Genomic DNA, 16,979 nt, shown 5'->3' on the forward strand with positions numbered 1-16,979 from the left:
ATTACCGATACGTAGTTATAAAGTTGTTTAGTAGTGCTAATCCAGATTGCGTTAAAATGGCTTCAGGGTGAAATTGAACCCCTTCTAATGCCAAGTTCTCATTCTTGAGACCCATTATTTCGTCTTGTTGCCCATCTGCATCCACGCTCCACGCCGTAACACTTAAATCTGTTGGTAAACTTTGCTTTTCAACGATTAAAGAGTGATAACGACAAACCTCTAATGGATTTGGCAAATTAGTGAATACACCTTGATTAGTATGGATTATTTTTGATGTTTTACCATGCATTACTTGTTTTGCTCGTACCACTTTCGCACCTAATGCTTGCGCGATCGTTTGATGACCAAGGCAAATTCCGAGTATTGGCAGCTGGCCTTTTAGTTGATGCACAACATCAAGCGAAATCCCTGCTTCGTTTGGCGAGCATGGGCCAGGTGAAATAACAATATATTGCGGTTTTAACTTGGCTATTTCAGAAACTGATAGCTCATCATTGCGCACCACTTTCACATCAACATCAAGGCGCTGGAAGTACTGCACTAAGTTATAAGTAAACGAATCGTAGTTATCGATCATTAACAACATGGATGCACCTATGTATAGAAAAGCCAGGCTAAACCTGGCTCTTGCTTAGCATTATGTGGCCAAGATTATGGACGTGGGATCATACCTAACGCATTGTAAACCGATTTAAGCGTTGCTTCTGCACGCGCACCAGCTTTTTCAGCACCAGATTTCATAATGCTGTTAAGCAATGTTTGGTCTTCGCGAATTTCTTTAAAACGCGTTTGAATCGGCTCAATCATACTAACCACAGCTTCAGCTGTGTCTTTTTTCAGGTGGCCGTACATTTTATCTTCATACGCTGGTACAAGCTCTTCAATCGATTTGCCTGTTGCCACAGAAAGCAAGGTTAATAAGTTTGAAACACCGGCTTTTTCTTGCGGGTCAAAATAAATGCGTGCTTGTTCGTCTGAATCGGTAACAGCTTTTTTAAGCTTCTTTTCAATCTTTTTAGGTTCATCTAATAACATGATGTAACCATTTGGATTGTCGTCAGACTTTGACATTTTCTTAGTTGGATCTTGCAGGCTCATTACGCGTGCGCCAAACTCAGGAATGTATGGCTCTGGAATTTTAAATACGTCGCCATATAAATTATTAAAACGTGTTGCGATATCGCGCGTTAATTCTAAATGCTGCTTTTGATCTTCACCTACTGGCACCTGATCCGCTTGATACAGCAAAATATCTGCAGCTTGTAACACTGGGTAGCTAAACAAACCAACATTAATGTTATTCGCATTTTTAGCTGACTTATCTTTAAACTGCGTCATGCGATTAAGCTCACCCATTTGTGCATAACAGTTTAACACCCAGCTAAGCTGTGCGTGCTCTGGTACTTGTGATTGTACAAATAGCGCTGATTTTTCAGGATCAATGCCACACGCAGCATAAAGCGCAATACCATCTAATACACGTTGCTTTAACACTTCAGGTTCTTGACGAACTGTAAGCGCATGCAAATCAACCAGCATAAAGTAACAATCATGATCTTCTTGTAATTTAAGCCACTGGTTAATGGCACCGATATAATTACCAATTGTCATACCGCCGGTGGGCTGAATGCCACTTAACACTACAGGCTTTGTCATGATTTTCCTTTACTAAATTAATTTACAAATAAGGCCGACAATTTTAAATGCTTCAAGATTGGAAGCAAGCATTTGTCGACCTGAATTTCACATTTTTTAAGATTTTACGTGAGACAGTTGCTCACGCATTTGCTCGATTACGTGCTTGTAGTCAGGCTGATTGAAAATTGCCGAACCTGCAACGAACATGTCTGCACCCGCCTCAGCTATTTCTGCGATATTATTCACATTTACACCACCATCAATTTCTAAGCGAATATCGTAGCCAGATTTATCGATCAACTTGCGAACTTCGCGCAGCTTATCAAGTGTATTTGGAATAAATTTTTGTCCACCAAAGCCTGGGTTAACTGACATTAGTAAAATAACGTCTAGTTTTTCCATAACATATTCTAGACAACTTAGCGGTGTTGCTGGGTTTAGTACTAAGCCTGCTTTGCAACCATGTTCTTTGATTAATGAAAGTGTACGGTCTACATGCTCGCTTGCTTCTGGGTGGAATGTAATTATGCTTGCACCTGCGTCGGCAAACATTGGAATAAGTGTATCAACTGGTTTAACCATTAAATGTACATCAATCGGCGCTTCAATTCCGTAATCACGTAATGCCTTACACACCATTGGGCCAATTGTTAAATTGGGTACGTAGTGATTATCCATCACATCGAAATGCACCACATCAGCACCAGCTTTTAAAACATTGTCGACTTCTTCACCTAGACGCGCGAAATCAGCTGACAGAATAGAAGGTGCAATTAAATACTGCGACATAACACTACCTCAAATTTTTTTGTTAACACATTGAACGGGAAGAGAGAATTGCTCAATTACAAGCAGCACATACTGTAACCTATTTTTTCTTAAAATTCACCTTTACAAATGGTTAACATTTATAACATAATTTGAGATGGAGTAGTTGTATTTTGCGTTAAATTACCGTTGTTTTGTCCCTAAAACTTGGTTAAGCTTTAGTCATGTTACTAATAGGAAGAGGCAGAACATGATGTTTAGCAAATGGATAAAACACACGGCGTTGGCAACAACTATTACGGTGTTTTCTGCAGCTTCGTATTCATTAATTGCAAAAAGTAACACCACATCACACGGCTGTAACTGCCCTTCAAAACTCCAAGTCGCGAGTACTGAATATTTCCCAACTGGCAGCTGCCAAGCTAGGGCTGCGAATCAAAGCTGGTTTTCTTGGTTCATTGGAAAAAGTCGCAGTTCTCAATTTCATTATCTAGACTTACTTGAACTACTTGAGTCGGGTAAAAAAGAAGCACAAGCGAATTATTCAACTCACATAAGATAAGGAACGTTATAATGCAGTATTTACAAGCCGTTTTAGCTGCATTATTTGGCGTACAGAGTAGCAAGCGGCAACATCATCACTTCAAAAACTTATCGGTAAGGTACTTAATTGTGCTTGGGATTGTACTAACAGTCGCCTTTGTTTTAACAATTACGTTTGTTGTTCAGCTGGTTGTTAGTTAAATCTCGTAGTCTACGCCAGCTTTATACAGCGCCATTAACTCACCCACTTTATTACGCTTATTTCCTTTCGGACTAATTGTGCGTTTTACTTGGATCACATCAAGACTAGCTTGCGCATAAATTTTACGTGTCCACAATGTGTCATGATTAGAAATTAAGACGGAATTACCTTGGTTAAACGCCTGACTTTCAGCCAAATTAGCAAGGTTAGCTTGATCGTCTAGATCAAAGCCCCCTTTAGCATAACTAGTAAATGACGCCGTTTTGCTTAAGGGAACATAAGGAGGATCGCAATAAATTACCGCATTTTCCGGAATAGCTTGAAATACTTCTTCGTAGTTTAAGCAAGTAAAGGTCGCTTGCTGCGCTTTTTCTGCAAAAAAATACAATTCGTTTTCAGGGAAATAGGGGCGTTTATATTTGCCAAATGGTACGTTGAATATGCCTTTTTTATTGTAACGGCAAAGGCCGTTATAGCCGTGACGATTCATATATAAAAATAGAATCGCACGTTCATAGGCATCTGATGACGCATTGAATTGTTTACGATACTCATAATAAACATCAGCATCATTATTTACATCAACAAACAATTTCCGCGCATCGGCAATAAACTCATCTGGATTATCTTTTAATTCGTTGTAGAGATTGATGAGATCTGCATTAATATCATTCAAAATATAATGCTTAAATTGCGTATTTAGGAAAACAGAACCAGCACCAACAAAAGGCTCAACTAACGTATCTGCTGTTGGTAAGCGCTTAGAAAGCTCTTCAACTAAACTGTATTTGCCGCCTGCCCATTTTAAAAATGCGCGTGTTTTTTTGTTCATGCTAGCTGGTATTTATTGTTTATAATTCACGTCGAGGGCAGCTATTCTACACTAGCTCACACTAGTAAACTATGGCTTTAGTTATTTGCTTGAATTTGCTGTTGAATTTTACCTACTGATTTGACAAACGCGCCCTGCTTTAAAAGCGTTGTTGGTAGCTCTACTCTCGCTTTTTGTGCTTTTGCCATTGAGCTGTATAAGCCATACGTTAAACCATGTAGACTAGCTTGATTGCTCTTTATTTCAAATATATGTGTGTTATCTAAATTCAGGTTTTCAACTGTTTGTGATATCACTTCTAGATCGCGCACCACCATAAGCTGAATTGTAAAATAATTTGCTGGCTGTGCAATAAACCACTCGTTACCGGTTGAGTTTTTTGGCTGCTGCTCTGGCTGCTGCTCTGGCTGCTGCTCTGGCTGCTGCTCTGGCTGCTGCTCTGGCTGCTGCTCTGGCTGCTGCTCTGGCTGCTGCTCTGGCTGCTGCTCTGGCTGCTGCTCTGGCTGCTGCTCTGGCTGCTGCTCTGGCTGCTGCTCTGGCTGACCAGAAGTTTTGTTGGGTTTAGCTGTTAAGTCAACAGGTTTAGATGATGAAACATCTTCAATAGTAATTGCAGTTGTTGGTTGATTGCTAACTGAAGCAGCTTGAATATTCCTTTTATCAAAAAAGTACCAAGCTAAGGAAGTTAACAGCCCAATTAATATCAATATGCAAATTAACAAAAGGTAGACTTTATATTGCCTACTGCGTTTTTGCATCGCTACCTGTAACTCGGAGTTATCTTTTTTCCAAGCTAATAGTAGCAGAGGATTACCATTAGAAGCTTCAATAAATGCTTTAAAAATAGGTTCATCAACACTTGGTAAATCACTAAAATACATTTTCATTAGCGTTAGACTTTCAATCTGATCTAATGCTTCAATATGCATGTTAATCGCTTCAGCTACTGGAAGCTGTCGTGTTGAAGTTAATAAAATACGAATCTGACCTTGGTAAGATACGGTTAGTTGAAACAATTCATTTGCAAAATCATCACTGATAAAGTGAGCATCATCAATAACAATCAGCAGTGGCTCTATCGATTCACCTGTTAACCCGATAAAGTTTTCAACTATAGTCAGATCATAATCAATCAATGGATTTGAAAAGCTTTGCTCAATAATTTGCCCGATTAGGTGACGGTCTTGCGCACTGCGCGTTGCTTTAACATAAGCTTTGTTATGCTCTGTAAATTTTTCGGAAATGAATGTCTCAGCAAGATAACTTTTTCCAAGGCCAACCTCTGAAATGAGACAGATAAAATTATTACCGTAGGCAAACTGCAGTTCAATTCGATCAACAAGTGCTTGCCTACTGGGCAATATTTTAGTTTGCATGCAGCTTAAATAACTCTTCTAGCTCTTGCGGCGTAACATCATCAACTAGCTCACAGCCACCAAATTTGCTTGGTATAATGAAACGAATGACGCCTTGCTTATTTTTCTTATCTTTAACCATATGTTTTACAAAATCAGCACACGACATTGACGCTGGTGCGCTAACTGGCAATTCAAATTCTGCAATCAAGTTTACGATACGTTTCAATTCTGCCTCTGATAGCTTGCCTCTTAGGTATGCTAATTGGGATGCTAAAATCATACCAGTTGCAACTGCTTCGCCGTGTAACCAATTACCATATCCCATCTCTGCTTCAATTGCGTGACCAAAAGTATGACCAAGGTTTAGTAATGCACGTAAACCTGCCTCTTTTTCATCTTGTGCAACGATTTCGGCTTTTATTTCACAGCAACGATAAATAATTTGGCTTAATTGTTCTGAGTTATGTGCTTTAATTTCAGCGACGTTATCTTCAATGTATTTAAAGAAATCAACATCGTAAATTAAACCATATTTAATTACTTCTGCGATACCTGCAGCGAATTCCCTGCTTGGCAACGTATTAAGTGTGTTGTTATCGATATAAACAGCTTTTGGTTGGTAAAACGCACCAATCATATTTTTACCGAGCGGATGATTAACCGCTGTTTTCCCGCCAACCGATGAATCCACCTGTGAAAGTAAAGTTGTAGGGACTTGTATAAAGTCAACGCCACGTTGATAACATGCAGCGACAAAACCAGTAAGATCACCAATCACACCTCCGCCAAGCGCAATAAGGCAAGTATCACGGCCACAATTATGCTCTAACAGAAAGCGATTAATGAATTCGAAGTATTCTAGAGATTTAAATTGCTCACCATCGGGAATGATGCAGGAGAGAAAGTCATTATTTGGTAATTGGGATGTAAATTTATCCAGATAGATAGGAGCGATTGTTTCATTTGAAACAATCACCACTTTACGACCTGCCAAAATATTGGATAAATTTGGACTGTCGGTAAGATTGTTTTGTGCAATATAAATCGGGTAGCTGCGCTCACCCAAATTAACTGATAATTCAAGCATGCGCATCCCCTTTTATATTTAGAAATTTATCTTTTCGATAATTTGATTAGCAACTACTTTTGCACTTTGTTCATCAGTACGAACAACAAAATCTGAAACTTCAGCGTAAAGAGGGTTGCGCTCATCAGCAAGACGAACTAACACATCTTTAGGCGCTTCTTCAGTTTGAAGCAACGGACGTTTCTTGTCGCGTTGTGTACGCGCTAGTTGTTTCTCAATTGGTGTCTCTAAGTAAACAACAATACCACGAGCAGATAACTTATTACGTACATCTTTACTAATAATAGAGCCACCGCCTGTTGCTAGTACGATCCCTTGCTTTTCTGTTAAGTCGGAAATAACAGATTCTTCTCTGCGACGAAACCCTTCTTCACCTTCAATATCAAAAACCCAAGCGATATCCGCACCTGTGCGACGCTCGATCTCTTGGTCTGAGTCAAAAAACTCTAAATGAAGTTGGTCTGCAAGGTGACGACCAATAGTGCTTTTACCTGCGCCCATTGGGCCCACTAGAAATATATTACGTTTTTCAGCCATATCTTTTAGTACAAACGAACTCTAAAATTAAAAAAAACCCCGCTTATTAGCTGGTCCCCAAAAGTAAGGCAGGGATTATCTCAACAAACAGGCAAGGTTTTCAAGTGTTATACATTAAAAAGGGCCATTCAGCCCTTTTTAATTACAAAGAATCATTGAGAATTTTAGGAGTTACAAAGATAAGCAACTCTTTCTTCTCATTAAATTCACTATTTGATTGGAACAAGTAACCAAGGTAAGGAATATCACCTAACAGAGGGACTTTCTTAGTGTTACTCACAATCTGCTGTTGATAAATACCACCTAACACAATGGTTTGGCCATTATCAACAAGTACTTGTGTGCGGATTTCTTGCGTATCAATCGCCACAGCTGGACCTGTTGGTGTTTGTACCGTATCACCACGCGTATCCTGAGTGATAACAAGATCTAAGATAATCTTATCATCAGGTGTAATTTGTGGCGTTACCTCTAAGCTTAATACAGCTTTTTTGAACTCAACCGTTGTTGCACCACTTGAAGCTGCTTGAACATAAGGAATTTCAGTACCTTGCTCGATACGTGCTTCTTTTTGGTTTGCCGTAGTAATACTTGGGCTTGCAATGATTTCCGCTTTATTTTCTTGTTCAAGCGCCGATAGTTCTAGATCAATTAGAGTGCCATCTGCAAGCTTAGCTACGTGAATACCAATACTACCTGCTGGGTTAGCAATTGGTAAGTTAACATTCAAGCGGTCACTCAGTGCAGGGATAATTCCATTCGCGATATTATTAGCGCCTTCAAGCGTGCCTGATACGCCATCAGAGTTTTGCTGGTCGCTAAAGCCCCAACGAATACCTAGATCTTCTTGTACATTATCACGAACGGTTACCATGCGAGATTCAATTTTAACCTGTTTAACAGGAATATCTAGATTCTCAATCATGCGACGAACACTTTCGATACTGGCTGCAGTATCTTTAATTAAAAGTGTATTTGTACGCTCATCCACTGAAACAGAGCCACGACTCGATAAAATACTGTTGCCTTCAAACTTAAGTAGTTCAGAGAAGTCTTTTGCCTTTGCGTAGTTTAACTGAATATATTCACTATACAGAGGTTCTAACTCAGCAACTTTCTGTTTCACTTCTAACTCTCGAGCCTCACGAGACGCTAGCTCTTCTGTTGGTGCAACCATCAAAATTGAACCATCCATACGTTTATCAAGGCCCTTCATACGAAGTACTACATCAAGCGCTTGGTCCCAAGGCACACCATCTAAACGCAGTGTAATATTACCTTCAACTGAGTCACTTGTTACTAAGTTGAAGTTGTTATATTGCGCAATAATTTGAAGTACTTGACGAATAGAAATATCTTGGAAGTTAAGTGACATCGGCTTACCTTGGTAATCTTTGCCATCACCTAGGAAGCTGCGCTTTGATTCATCTTTTTCAACTGTTAACGTGAAGATATTATCCAATTGTTGGTAGTTATAATCAAAGCCCGTTGTTGTATCGATAACAATACGACTATTAATACCATCTTTAAATGTTTCAACAGTGCTAACTACCGTACCAAAATCCATTACATCTAACTGATAAAGAAGATCATCAAGGATGTCTGTATTGTGGAACTCAGCAACAATTTTACCCGCCTTTTCACTTACATCGATAGCTGCCATGTTTTCTTGTAAGAAAATCATAACGCGAGCTTCACCACTTTCACCGCGACGGAAATCAATTGCTTGAATTTTGTTGATATAGCTTGAACTATCTTCAACTGCTGAAGTTTCCGCTACATCTTGCGTTGGGTTATCGCTTACATGTAAATAGAAAAGGTTCTTATCTACGCGTGTTTGATAAATTTTAAGATAATCTAAAAATACAGTTACTTTAAAACCATCATTTTCAAATGCATGAGTAACACGTTTAACACCGGCTTTGTTAATCAAAACTTCTGTTAAGTTTTCCTCAAAGTCAGCCTCATCGAAAAATAATTCGATACGTGCTGGTTCTGAAAACACCTGAATTTTTGGTTCTACATAAATTTCTTCATCAAATACGAATTCGATTTCAGTTTCACCATCGAGTAATGGGTTATAGCGCACATCATATAGCAGCGGAACAGCCGACGCCCCAAATGAAAGCACCAATAAACCTGCTGCTAGTAAAGTTGAAAAGCCTTTACGAAGTAGACCTACTGCTAATCGCATATTATTAAACCCTTTATTATTAACTTGACGCATTGCTACCTGCCTCCACGATTTCCACTTTCGTCAGGCGTTCTTTCCAACATCCTGCACCATCAGGTATTAATTCTAGCAGCTCAATAAAGCCATTCTGTACCTGAGTTACCTTGCCATTAAATAGTCCCATTCGCTCACCAACACCAATTTCATGCAATGAGTTATCAGGAGCTGTAATAAGTGCTAACAGCTCTGTTGCTGAGCCTATTGTGCCACGCATTTGTAGATTTTCTAACGGGAAGCGCTCTAACGCCTCCTTTCTACGACGGGGATCAGGATGCAAGCAGTTTTGCACCTGCAATAATCGATCCTGAATAACCTCTGGTTTTGGTGCTACAAAAGGGCTTCGCTTTTCGCTGGCTGTGTAAGCAAAGTGGTTAAAGTTCTTAATTTCAGGAATTGGCTCTACGTTATTATTAGTATTAGCACGCACCTGATTAATAAATTCTTGTTGTTCTGTTAAATCATCAAAGCAGCCACTAAGAATTAGAGGCAAAGCTAAAATAGCTAATTTTTTCATTCGCGCTCCCCTTCGTAGCGGTAGGTCTTAGCAACAACGCTAAACTCTAACTGCTCTTGTTGTTCTCCACCTTCAATTGTGAAGTCATGTAAGCTGATAATACGAGGTAACTCAGCTACTTTACTTACAAACTCACCAAAATCATGGTAACTACCTACCACTTCGATTTTAATTGGTAACTCAGTGTAGAACTCTTTTTCAATCTCTGGCATCCATTCAACTTTATGGAACGTTAAACCGCTTGATGTTCCAATGTAAGATAGATCTTCAATTAAGCCCGGTGTTTCACTTGAAGTAGGAAGACGCTTTAAAAGCTGTGAAAACTTCTCTTCCATTTCAACCATTTGTTGACGATAAATTTCTAACTTACTCGCTACGTCATACTTTTGACGATAAGAAGCTCGCAATTCCTGCTCTTTTTGTTGCGCTCTTTCATAGGCTTCAATTTCACTTGAAACCAACATTGAATATGTAAAAAATGCAACTAAACCTGCTGCGATACAACAAACGATCACTTTAACAGCAAGTGGCCAACTACCGACGTTCTCTAGGTCTAATTCATCTAAGTCGATTTCATTTAGCGATTTTAAATCGATATTCATTTTTGAACCTCGCTAATTTCTTCGAACGGTTTAACTCTAAATCTTAAGTTGAAATCGTTAAGCAAACGCAGCTCTTGGTCGCCTGCTTCGATCACTTGCATAATTGCATCTTCAAATAAATATGACTCTTCAAGCTTACGTAACATTGCAGACACACGGTTATGAGATTCACTTTTACCAACGATTTGAAGCGCTCGGTCGCGACGTTCTAAGCTTGTTAAGTAAACGCCCGAAGGAACTACCAGTGCAACCTCGTCCATAATCTGTGTACCAAGATTTCGGTTACTCTGTAACTCTTCAATAAGGCGCATACGCTGCTGCAAACTGGCTTTTCGCTTATCTAGCTCGTTAATATCTTTAATTCGTTGATCAAGTAATGCTATTTCTGAGGTAAGGAAGTTATTACGCACATTTTGGCCATCTTTTAATGCACCGTAGAACATACTAAGTGCAAACATACTGCCAAACGCAACAATAACAACGAGCACAAGTATAGTAATAAACTGCTTTTGTGCTTCCTTGCGCGACGCATCACGCCACGCCAAGAGGTTTATATGTGGCATGGTGAAAAACTCCTTAGTGCTAAGCCCGTCGCTACTGCTAACTGTGCTTGGTTCTTCTCTAAAGATTCACGGTCCACGCCCGGTGCTAGCTCCATCTTTTCAAATGGATTCATAATGACTGAATGAATACCTAACTCATCAATCAGTAGCTTATCTAAGCCAGAGATTAACGAGGTACCTCCAGATAATACGATATAGTCAACTTGGTCTTTACCACTTGTGGTTAAGAACATTTGGATAGCACGACGAACCTGTTGCAAAAATGATGTCTGGAACGGTGCTAACACTTCAAACGTATAGTTTGGTGGTAAGTCACCAGAAGTTTTTGCAAGTTCCGCTTCATCGAAGCTCTTATTGTAATAAGAAACAATACTTTGCGTATATTGTTCTCCACCAAAAACCTGATCTCGAGTATACAACGTCTCACCGTTCTGGGTTACGCTAATTAGCGTCATCGTTGCGCCTACATCAATAAAGGCAACAACCTTGCTTGCAGCGTCTTCTGGCAGGAAGTCGTAGCACAATTCAAGGTTACGACTTAACGCATACGCCTCAACATCAACAACTTTAGGTACAAACCCACCTGATTCAACGGCTCCGGCACGTGCTTCAACACTTTCAGTACGCGCAGCGGAAAGTAAAACGTTCACTTTTGAAGGATCAGCATCGTTCACATCAAGCTTTTCAAAATCTAAACTCACTTCGTCAAGTGGATAAGGAATCAAGCTATCCGCTTCAATTTCTATTTGAGATTCTAATTCAGCATCCGTTAAGGCTACATCCATAAAAATAACTTTCGTGATAACCGCCTGACCAGATACTGCAGTTGCCGCTTCTGAGATGTTTTTGGGGAGTTTTTTACGAATTTTATTGATTACACGACCAACAGCTTCAATATCTTGGATCGTCCTTTCAGCCATCGCCCCTTTAGGCATTGGCTCGACAGCAAACGCTTCAAGTCGATAATGAGTGTCTTTTTGGCTTAATAGCACGGCTTTAACCGAGTGAGAGCCAATATCAATACCAACCATCAGAGGCTGTGGTTTTTTAAACAGTTGACCTATCATAAACCTAACGCTAATCCTTTTTTTTATAATTATAATAACTTTATAAAATCTAGCGAAAAAATTTTATTCAAAAATTAATCAGGATATACTACCAGTGTTATCTTGTAATTGGGAGTCCATTCTCGGGAATTTTCTGTGGCTTTTATAAAAAACTTTTTACGTTTTATTATCATATGTACCATTCTTGGTACTTTTGCAGTAGTTATCCTTTACTTTTACGTAAAGCCCGAACTACCCAGCGTTGCCGTTTTAAAAGACGTGCAACTTCAAACACCTATGCAAGTATTCACCAAAGATGGCCAATTAATCAACCAATTTGGTGAAAAAAAACGTATTCCGGTTACGATAGATCAGATTCCGCAAGATTTTTTAAACGCCATACTCGCGACTGAAGATAACCGTTTCTACGATCACCCCGGCATCGACCCAATCGGCATTGTCCGCTCTGCAATCGTACTAATAACAACAGGTGAAAAGAAACAAGGTGCCAGTACCATTACCATGCAAACGGCGCGTAACTTCTTTCTAACGCGCGAAAAAGCATACATGCGAAAAATAAAAGAAATTTTTATTGCGTTGCATATTGAAAGCCTAATGACAAAAGATGAAATATTGGCACTTTATCTTAATAAAATAGAGCTTGGTCATCGTGCATTTGGTGTTGGCGCAGCGGCGCAGGTTTACTACGGCAAAGATTTAGATCAACTTAATTTGCCACAGCTTGCGATGATTGCTGGTTTACCAAAAGCCCCTTCATCATTAAACCCTATAAGTAATCCAACTCGAGCAAAACATCGCCGCAACGTTGTTCTTTCTCGTATGTTAGTTGAAGGATACATTTCACAAGCACAATTTGACGAAGCAAGTAAAGCGCCAATAACAGCGAAAAAACATGGTGCAGAAATCGAGTTTTCTTCACCTTATATTTCAGAAATGATTCGAGCAGACATGGTTGCGCGCTTCGGATTAGACGGTGCTTATAACAACGGTTATAAAGTCTACGCAACTATCACAGCTAAAAACCAAGCGGCAGCGCAAAAAGCTTTAATGGATAATATTCATAACTATGACCATCGCCATGGTTTTAGAGGAGTTAACATTTATTTATGGAACTCCGAAACTGACGCTGCTTGGCAACGCAATGAAATCCTCTCTTATCTCGAATCAGTAAATGAAATCGGATATTTAAAAGCAGCTGTTGTAGAGCAAATTGATGAGCAAAATGCTTATGCAGTACTTAAAAACGGCAATTCAATCATAATTCCATGGGACGGATTAAAGTGGGCTCGTCCATACATTTCACATTCACGCCAAGGAAAGCCGCCTGAAACAACTTCAGATATACTCTATCCAGGGGCGTTCGTTTGGCTGCAGCAAAATGAAGATGGTCAATATAAACTATCTCAAATGCCCGACGTGAGCAGTGCAATAGTGTCTCTTAACCCTCAAACCGGTGCAATTGAGTCACTTGTTGGTGGTTATAGCTTCGAGTTATCGCAATACAACCGCGCAACCCAAGCAAAACGTCAAGTGGGTTCAAACATTAAGCCATTCCTTTATTCCGCTGCAATTGAGCATGGCTACTCGCTAGGCTCAATAATTAACGATGCACCAATAAACAGTTGGAACTCTGCGCAACGCATCGCATGGCGCCCAGAAAACAGCCCTGCTAATTATGATGGGCCAATCCGTGTTCGCCGTGCTTTAGCACAATCAAAGAACGTTGTTGCTGTTCGCTTGCTTAGAGGCATTGGTGCACGCAATACGGTAGACCACTTATTGAAATTTGGCTTTTCACCTGAAGACATTAAACCACATGAGGCACTTTCACTCGGTGCTGCTTCGTTAACACCTTTAGAAGTGGCGCGTGGTATGGCAACGTTTGCCAATGGCGGACATTTAATTGAGCCATATTTTATTGACCGTATTGAAGATTCCGAAGGCAACATCGTATATAAATCTCAACCGTTAGTAGTTTGCAATCAGTGTAGCGCAGAAGAAGTGCGTGATAGCTTTCATTACGCGCCTCGCGTAATTAGCGAACAAAATGCCTTTTTAATTGCCGACGCGATGAACACTGCAATCTATGGAGAACCAGGCTGGCTTGGCACTGGTTGGCGTGCAAAAGATTTAAAACGTAACGACTTATCAGGTAAAACCGGTACTACAAACGATATTGTAGACACTTGGTTCTCAGGATTTAACAGCCAAGTAATTACCACTGTATGGGTCGGCTTTGATGATGCCGGCAAACGTTTAGGTAGAGTAAGTTACAACAATAATTTAAGTCGCAATCAATTTGCTGGCGGTGAATCAGGTGCACGAACGGCGCAGCCTGCATGGCTTGATTATATGCGTGAAGCACTAAGAGGTATGCCTAGCGCACCTATTGAACAACCTGAAGGGCTCGTCTCTGTAAGAATCGACCGTAAATCAGGGTTACTAACTAAAAAAACTGATAACTCGTCACGATTTGAGTATTTTATTAAGGGCACAGCACCAACGCAGTATACTCAGCAAGAAGTGCAGAATTTATTTGACCCTTATACAACAACGACTGATTCAGGAAAAACAACTGAAGAGCTATTTTAACGGTATCAATTCATTTATATATATCAGTTTATATAAATTAAAAAAGCCGCTAACAGTGTTAGCGGCTTTTTAATATTAATTACCCTGAGTTAAGGTTAATTACTCTGATAGCTTATGGCAAAGCCAATATAAATCAGAATGCACTCCCGCAGCGGTAACTTCGCGTCCTGCTCCAGGTCCTTGAATAATCAATGCGTTGACAGCATACCAAACACTATTAATAACAAAAATGTTATCGCCCGGAGTTAATGTCGCTACCGCAGCTGACGGAGCAACAGCTTTTAACCCCACTTTTGCCGTAATAGGTGAGGTTGTGGTATCAAGTTCAGCTACATACCTAAGTGTTTTACCTTCTCTTTGTGCATCGAGAGCGAGCTCTTCCACAAATGTATCAAGTAACTCACGTTTTGCTAATGCATCTTGCCAAGACCCTTCGGCAAGCTCATTTGGCATCCACGCCGATAACTCAATGTCGTCTAGTTCAAGTGATAAACCAAGCTCTCTCGCCAAAATAAGTAATTTTCTTTGTACGTCACGGCCAGAAAGATCTTCACGCGGATCAGGCTCAGTAAAGCCCAGCTCTCGCGCTTGCTCAACTAAATCTGAGAACTTTTTATCGAGCGAATAATTTGCCCCTAACCAAGACAATGTGCCCGAGAACACACCACTAATTTTAGTGATTTTATCGCCTGAGTTTTGCAGGTCTTTTAAAGCAAAATTAATTGGTAAACCGGCGCCTACACTTGTGTTGTAACGCCACAATAAATTTTTCTCTGTCTGCAAGCGGCGTAAATTTTCATACCAATTTAGCTCTGCGGTGCCCGCATATTTATTTGCTGAAATAATATGACAATCGTGCAACGCAAATTCAGGGTATAACTTACTAAACGCTTCACTTGCCGTGATATCAATTACCACTTTATGACCATAATCAAGCTCTTTAATAAACTCGATAATCTGCTCAGGTGACGACGCTTTTGCATTATTTTTGAAGTTTGCACTGGCTGTTGCTAGCTCTATACCCTGACCATTTAACAAACTCGTACTTGAGCGCAATAAGCCTACTAACTTAACTGGTAACAAGGTATTTAGACGCGCTAACTGGTCATTGAGCTGTGACAAAAAGACTTCACCAACATTTCCAACACCCGCCACAATCACAGCTAATTCTTGTTTAGCGGTGATCAATTCTTCATGTAATAATGACAGCGTATCGCTTTCAAGCAACTGGTCGCCAAGTAAAATAGCAAAGCCATTTTGACTCCACGCATCACGTAATGTCATGCTTTGCTTCTCTAATAATGCTTTTGCACTTTCAAGTAACTGCGATTCACTGCCGGCCTCGCTCACGATTGCCACACCAGAAACATTCGATTCAATAAGCACCGCATCTTGTAAATAATATGACGCAACTTGCTCGCCAAACTGACTTGGTACAAGCAGTAACGTATTTCCCTCTACCTCAAGCGGCTGAAGCGGATGCTGCAGAATAATGCTTAACTCTCGAATGCTATCTTTATTGTTATGAGTAAGTTGAAATACATCAACACTGGCTAGTGTCGTTAGAAAACGTTTTGCTTTCGCTTGTTCGTTAGCAACCACTTGCGTGCCATCACTATGGCTATCGTAGCTACTGCGAACGACTAACTTAATATCGCTGTCTTTTAATGGTGTCAGCGTTTTAGCGTGCAATACAGGGTTACCTAATCGCGCGAGTTGCTGCGCTTGCTGCTGGCTAATTTTATTGTATTTAACCGCCTTTTCTACTTTACGTGGGTCAGTACTGTAAACGCCTTGAGTATCAGTCCAAATTGTAACACTGCTGGCATTGATATATTTACCAAGCAAAGTCGCACTGTAATCGCTACCATTACGGCCTAGCGTCACCGTGTTACCCACTTCATCACTTGCGATAAACCCTGTCACTACATTAAGTTGGTCGCTCTTTAATGCCTGACAGCGTGCAGTATTTTCTTGATGCTTAAGGTTATTTTGTGCAACAACAAATAGCTCTCGGCTATCAAAGTGAGTCGCAGCAACCCCTTGCTTATTTAAATAATGCGCAAGTAAACGGGCAGACCACAGCTCACCGTGAGCAAGCAACCACGCCTGCTCTAACTCAGCACAGCCAGCACGTTGAGAGATTGCGTTAATATCGTCAATAAAGTGAGCATACACTTCACTTTTATCACCCAGTAATTCAGAAATTAGTGCGCATTGGTGATCTTTTAGTAACGCAATTACCTCACCAACACCTTTATGATCTTGATTGTGATAACACGACCACAAGCGCACAAGCGTGTCGGTCGTTTTACCTGCAGCAGATACAACAATGGCATCGCCATACGCTAGTTGCTGACAAATATTGGCAACTGCATGGTAGCGCTTAGCACTGCTTAGGCTTGACCCACCAAATTTATATACTTGTTTTGTCATTTAAATA

General features: G+C 40.2%; 16 protein-coding genes. 3 read left to right on the top strand and 13 right to left on the bottom strand.

Going from position 1 to position 16,979, the window contains the following annotated elements:
• Position 1: 1 nt before the first annotated feature.
• From ACXAFE_RS12365 to rpe, 3 genes are all read right to left on the bottom strand, one after another.
• A complete protein-coding gene (locus ACXAFE_RS12365) occupies positions 2-586 on the bottom strand; it encodes an anthranilate synthase component II (protein WP_475153047.1) in 585 nt (194 codons plus the stop codon).
• Positions 587-651: 65 nt separating this feature from the next.
• Positions 652-1,656 carry a tryptophan--tRNA ligase gene (trpS, locus tag ACXAFE_RS12370; RefSeq protein WP_010562130.1) on the bottom strand — a complete coding sequence of 335 codons (1,005 nt, stop codon included), beginning with the start codon at positions 1,654-1,656 and terminating at the stop codon, positions 652-654.
• A gap of 96 nt (positions 1,657-1,752) precedes the next feature.
• Positions 1,753-2,427: a ribulose-phosphate 3-epimerase gene (rpe, locus tag ACXAFE_RS12375; RefSeq protein ID WP_475153050.1), complete on the bottom strand. Its 675-nt coding sequence runs from the start codon at positions 2,425-2,427 to the stop codon at positions 1,753-1,755.
• A gap of 229 nt (positions 2,428-2,656) precedes the next feature.
• Here rpe and ACXAFE_RS12380 point away from each other — a divergent pair, with 229 nt between their 5' ends.
• Both ACXAFE_RS12380 and ACXAFE_RS12385 read left to right on the top strand, forming a co-directional pair.
• The gene (locus ACXAFE_RS12380; RefSeq protein ID WP_475153054.1) at positions 2,657-2,968 is read left to right on the top strand and encodes a hypothetical protein; all 312 of its coding nucleotides are present in this window, start codon (positions 2,657-2,659) and stop codon (positions 2,966-2,968) included.
• Between the two features lie 11 nt (positions 2,969-2,979).
• The gene (locus ACXAFE_RS12385) at positions 2,980-3,150 is read left to right on the top strand and encodes a DUF2970 domain-containing protein (RefSeq protein ID WP_082428583.1); all 171 of its coding nucleotides are present in this window, start codon (positions 2,980-2,982) and stop codon (positions 3,148-3,150) included.
• On the opposite strand, the gene ACXAFE_RS12390 is transcribed toward ACXAFE_RS12385, so the two are convergent.
• The 9 genes from ACXAFE_RS12390 to ACXAFE_RS12430 all read right to left on the bottom strand — a co-directional run bounded on the left by ACXAFE_RS12390 (position 3,147) and on the right by ACXAFE_RS12430 (position 11,944).
• A complete protein-coding gene (locus tag ACXAFE_RS12390) occupies positions 3,147-3,983 on the bottom strand; it encodes a Dam family site-specific DNA-(adenine-N6)-methyltransferase (RefSeq protein ID WP_475153061.1) in 837 nt (278 codons plus the stop codon). The genes ACXAFE_RS12385 and ACXAFE_RS12390 overlap by 4 nt on opposite strands.
• A gap of 77 nt (positions 3,984-4,060) precedes the next feature.
• Entirely contained in the window at positions 4,061-5,359 is a 1,299-nt protein-coding gene (locus tag ACXAFE_RS12395; RefSeq protein WP_475153065.1) for an AAA family ATPase, read from the bottom strand.
• Entirely contained in the window at positions 5,349-6,428 is a 1,080-nt protein-coding gene (gene aroB, locus ACXAFE_RS12400) for a 3-dehydroquinate synthase (protein ID WP_475153068.1), read from the bottom strand. Before aroB ends, ACXAFE_RS12395 begins: the two co-directional genes overlap by 11 nt.
• An 18-nt stretch (positions 6,429-6,446) precedes the next feature.
• Positions 6,447-6,965, bottom strand: a complete 519-nt coding sequence (gene aroK, locus ACXAFE_RS12405; protein ID WP_054981147.1) for a shikimate kinase AroK — start codon at positions 6,963-6,965, stop codon at positions 6,447-6,449.
• A gap of 142 nt (positions 6,966-7,107) precedes the next feature.
• Complete coding sequence (locus tag ACXAFE_RS12410) at positions 7,108-9,192, bottom strand: type IV pilus secretin PilQ (protein ID WP_475153070.1); 2,085 nt, start codon at positions 9,190-9,192, stop codon at positions 7,108-7,110.
• Positions 9,179-9,712 (bottom strand): pilus assembly protein PilP, encoded by a 534-nt coding sequence (locus ACXAFE_RS12415; protein ID WP_010562139.1) that lies wholly within the window; start codon positions 9,710-9,712, stop codon positions 9,179-9,181. Before ACXAFE_RS12415 ends, ACXAFE_RS12410 begins: the two co-directional genes overlap by 14 nt.
• Positions 9,709-10,314, bottom strand: coding sequence for a type IV pilus inner membrane component PilO (locus tag ACXAFE_RS12420; RefSeq protein ID WP_010562140.1), 606 nt, complete (start codon positions 10,312-10,314; stop codon positions 9,709-9,711). The genes ACXAFE_RS12415 and ACXAFE_RS12420 overlap by 4 nt, the downstream gene beginning before the upstream one ends.
• Positions 10,311-10,877, bottom strand: a complete 567-nt coding sequence (locus ACXAFE_RS12425; RefSeq protein WP_475153073.1) for a PilN domain-containing protein — start codon at positions 10,875-10,877, stop codon at positions 10,311-10,313. The genes ACXAFE_RS12420 and ACXAFE_RS12425 overlap by 4 nt, the downstream gene beginning before the upstream one ends.
• Positions 10,865-11,944: a pilus assembly protein PilM gene (locus ACXAFE_RS12430; RefSeq protein ID WP_054981143.1), complete on the bottom strand. Its 1,080-nt coding sequence runs from the start codon at positions 11,942-11,944 to the stop codon at positions 10,865-10,867. The genes ACXAFE_RS12425 and ACXAFE_RS12430 overlap by 13 nt, the downstream gene beginning before the upstream one ends.
• A 135-nt stretch (positions 11,945-12,079) precedes the next feature.
• Between ACXAFE_RS12430 and ACXAFE_RS12435 the strand changes: the two genes are divergently transcribed.
• On the top strand, positions 12,080-14,536 hold the full coding sequence (locus ACXAFE_RS12435) for a penicillin-binding protein 1A (protein WP_475153076.1): 2,457 nt from the start codon (positions 12,080-12,082) through the stop codon (positions 14,534-14,536).
• A gap of 99 nt (positions 14,537-14,635) precedes the next feature.
• Here ACXAFE_RS12435 and metL read toward each other — a convergent pair whose 3' ends face one another.
• Entirely contained in the window at positions 14,636-16,972 is a 2,337-nt protein-coding gene (gene metL, locus ACXAFE_RS12440) for a bifunctional aspartate kinase/homoserine dehydrogenase II (RefSeq protein WP_475153080.1), read from the bottom strand.
• Positions 16,973-16,979 lie beyond the last annotated feature (7 nt).

This window comes from Pseudoalteromonas sp. ABV4_021, assembly GCF_056159365.1.

What these genes read in the sequence shown, in the direction of transcription:
- ACXAFE_RS12365 (WP_475153047.1), bottom strand. Translation starts at nt 586, where the DNA reads ATGTTGTTAATGATCGATAACTACGATTCGTTTACTTATAACTTAGTG.
- trpS (WP_010562130.1), bottom strand. Translation starts at nt 1,656, where the DNA reads ATGACAAAGCCTGTAGTGTTAAGTGGCATTCAGCCCACCGGCGGTATG.
- rpe (WP_475153050.1), bottom strand. Translation starts at nt 2,427, where the DNA reads ATGTCGCAGTATTTAATTGCACCTTCTATTCTGTCAGCTGATTTCGCG.
- ACXAFE_RS12380 (WP_475153054.1), top strand. Translation starts at nt 2,657, where the DNA reads ATGATGTTTAGCAAATGGATAAAACACACGGCGTTGGCAACAACTATT.
- ACXAFE_RS12385 (WP_082428583.1), top strand. Translation starts at nt 2,980, where the DNA reads ATGCAGTATTTACAAGCCGTTTTAGCTGCATTATTTGGCGTACAGAGT.
- ACXAFE_RS12390 (WP_475153061.1), bottom strand. Translation starts at nt 3,983, where the DNA reads ATGAACAAAAAAACACGCGCATTTTTAAAATGGGCAGGCGGCAAATAC.
- ACXAFE_RS12395 (WP_475153065.1), bottom strand. Translation starts at nt 5,359, where the DNA reads ATGCAAACTAAAATATTGCCCAGTAGGCAAGCACTTGTTGATCGAATT.
- aroB (WP_475153068.1), bottom strand. Translation starts at nt 6,428, where the DNA reads ATGCTTGAATTATCAGTTAATTTGGGTGAGCGCAGCTACCCGATTTAT.
- aroK (WP_054981147.1), bottom strand. Translation starts at nt 6,965, where the DNA reads ATGGCTGAAAAACGTAATATATTTCTAGTGGGCCCAATGGGCGCAGGT.
- ACXAFE_RS12410 (WP_475153070.1), bottom strand. Translation starts at nt 9,192, where the DNA reads ATGCGTCAAGTTAATAATAAAGGGTTTAATAATATGCGATTAGCAGTA.
- ACXAFE_RS12415 (WP_010562139.1), bottom strand. Translation starts at nt 9,712, where the DNA reads ATGAAAAAATTAGCTATTTTAGCTTTGCCTCTAATTCTTAGTGGCTGC.
- ACXAFE_RS12420 (WP_010562140.1), bottom strand. Translation starts at nt 10,314, where the DNA reads ATGAATATCGATTTAAAATCGCTAAATGAAATCGACTTAGATGAATTA.
- ACXAFE_RS12425 (WP_475153073.1), bottom strand. Translation starts at nt 10,877, where the DNA reads ATGCCACATATAAACCTCTTGGCGTGGCGTGATGCGTCGCGCAAGGAA.
- ACXAFE_RS12430 (WP_054981143.1), bottom strand. Translation starts at nt 11,944, where the DNA reads ATGATAGGTCAACTGTTTAAAAAACCACAGCCTCTGATGGTTGGTATT.
- metL (WP_475153080.1), bottom strand. Translation starts at nt 16,972, where the DNA reads ATGACAAAACAAGTATATAAATTTGGTGGGTCAAGCCTAAGCAGTGCT.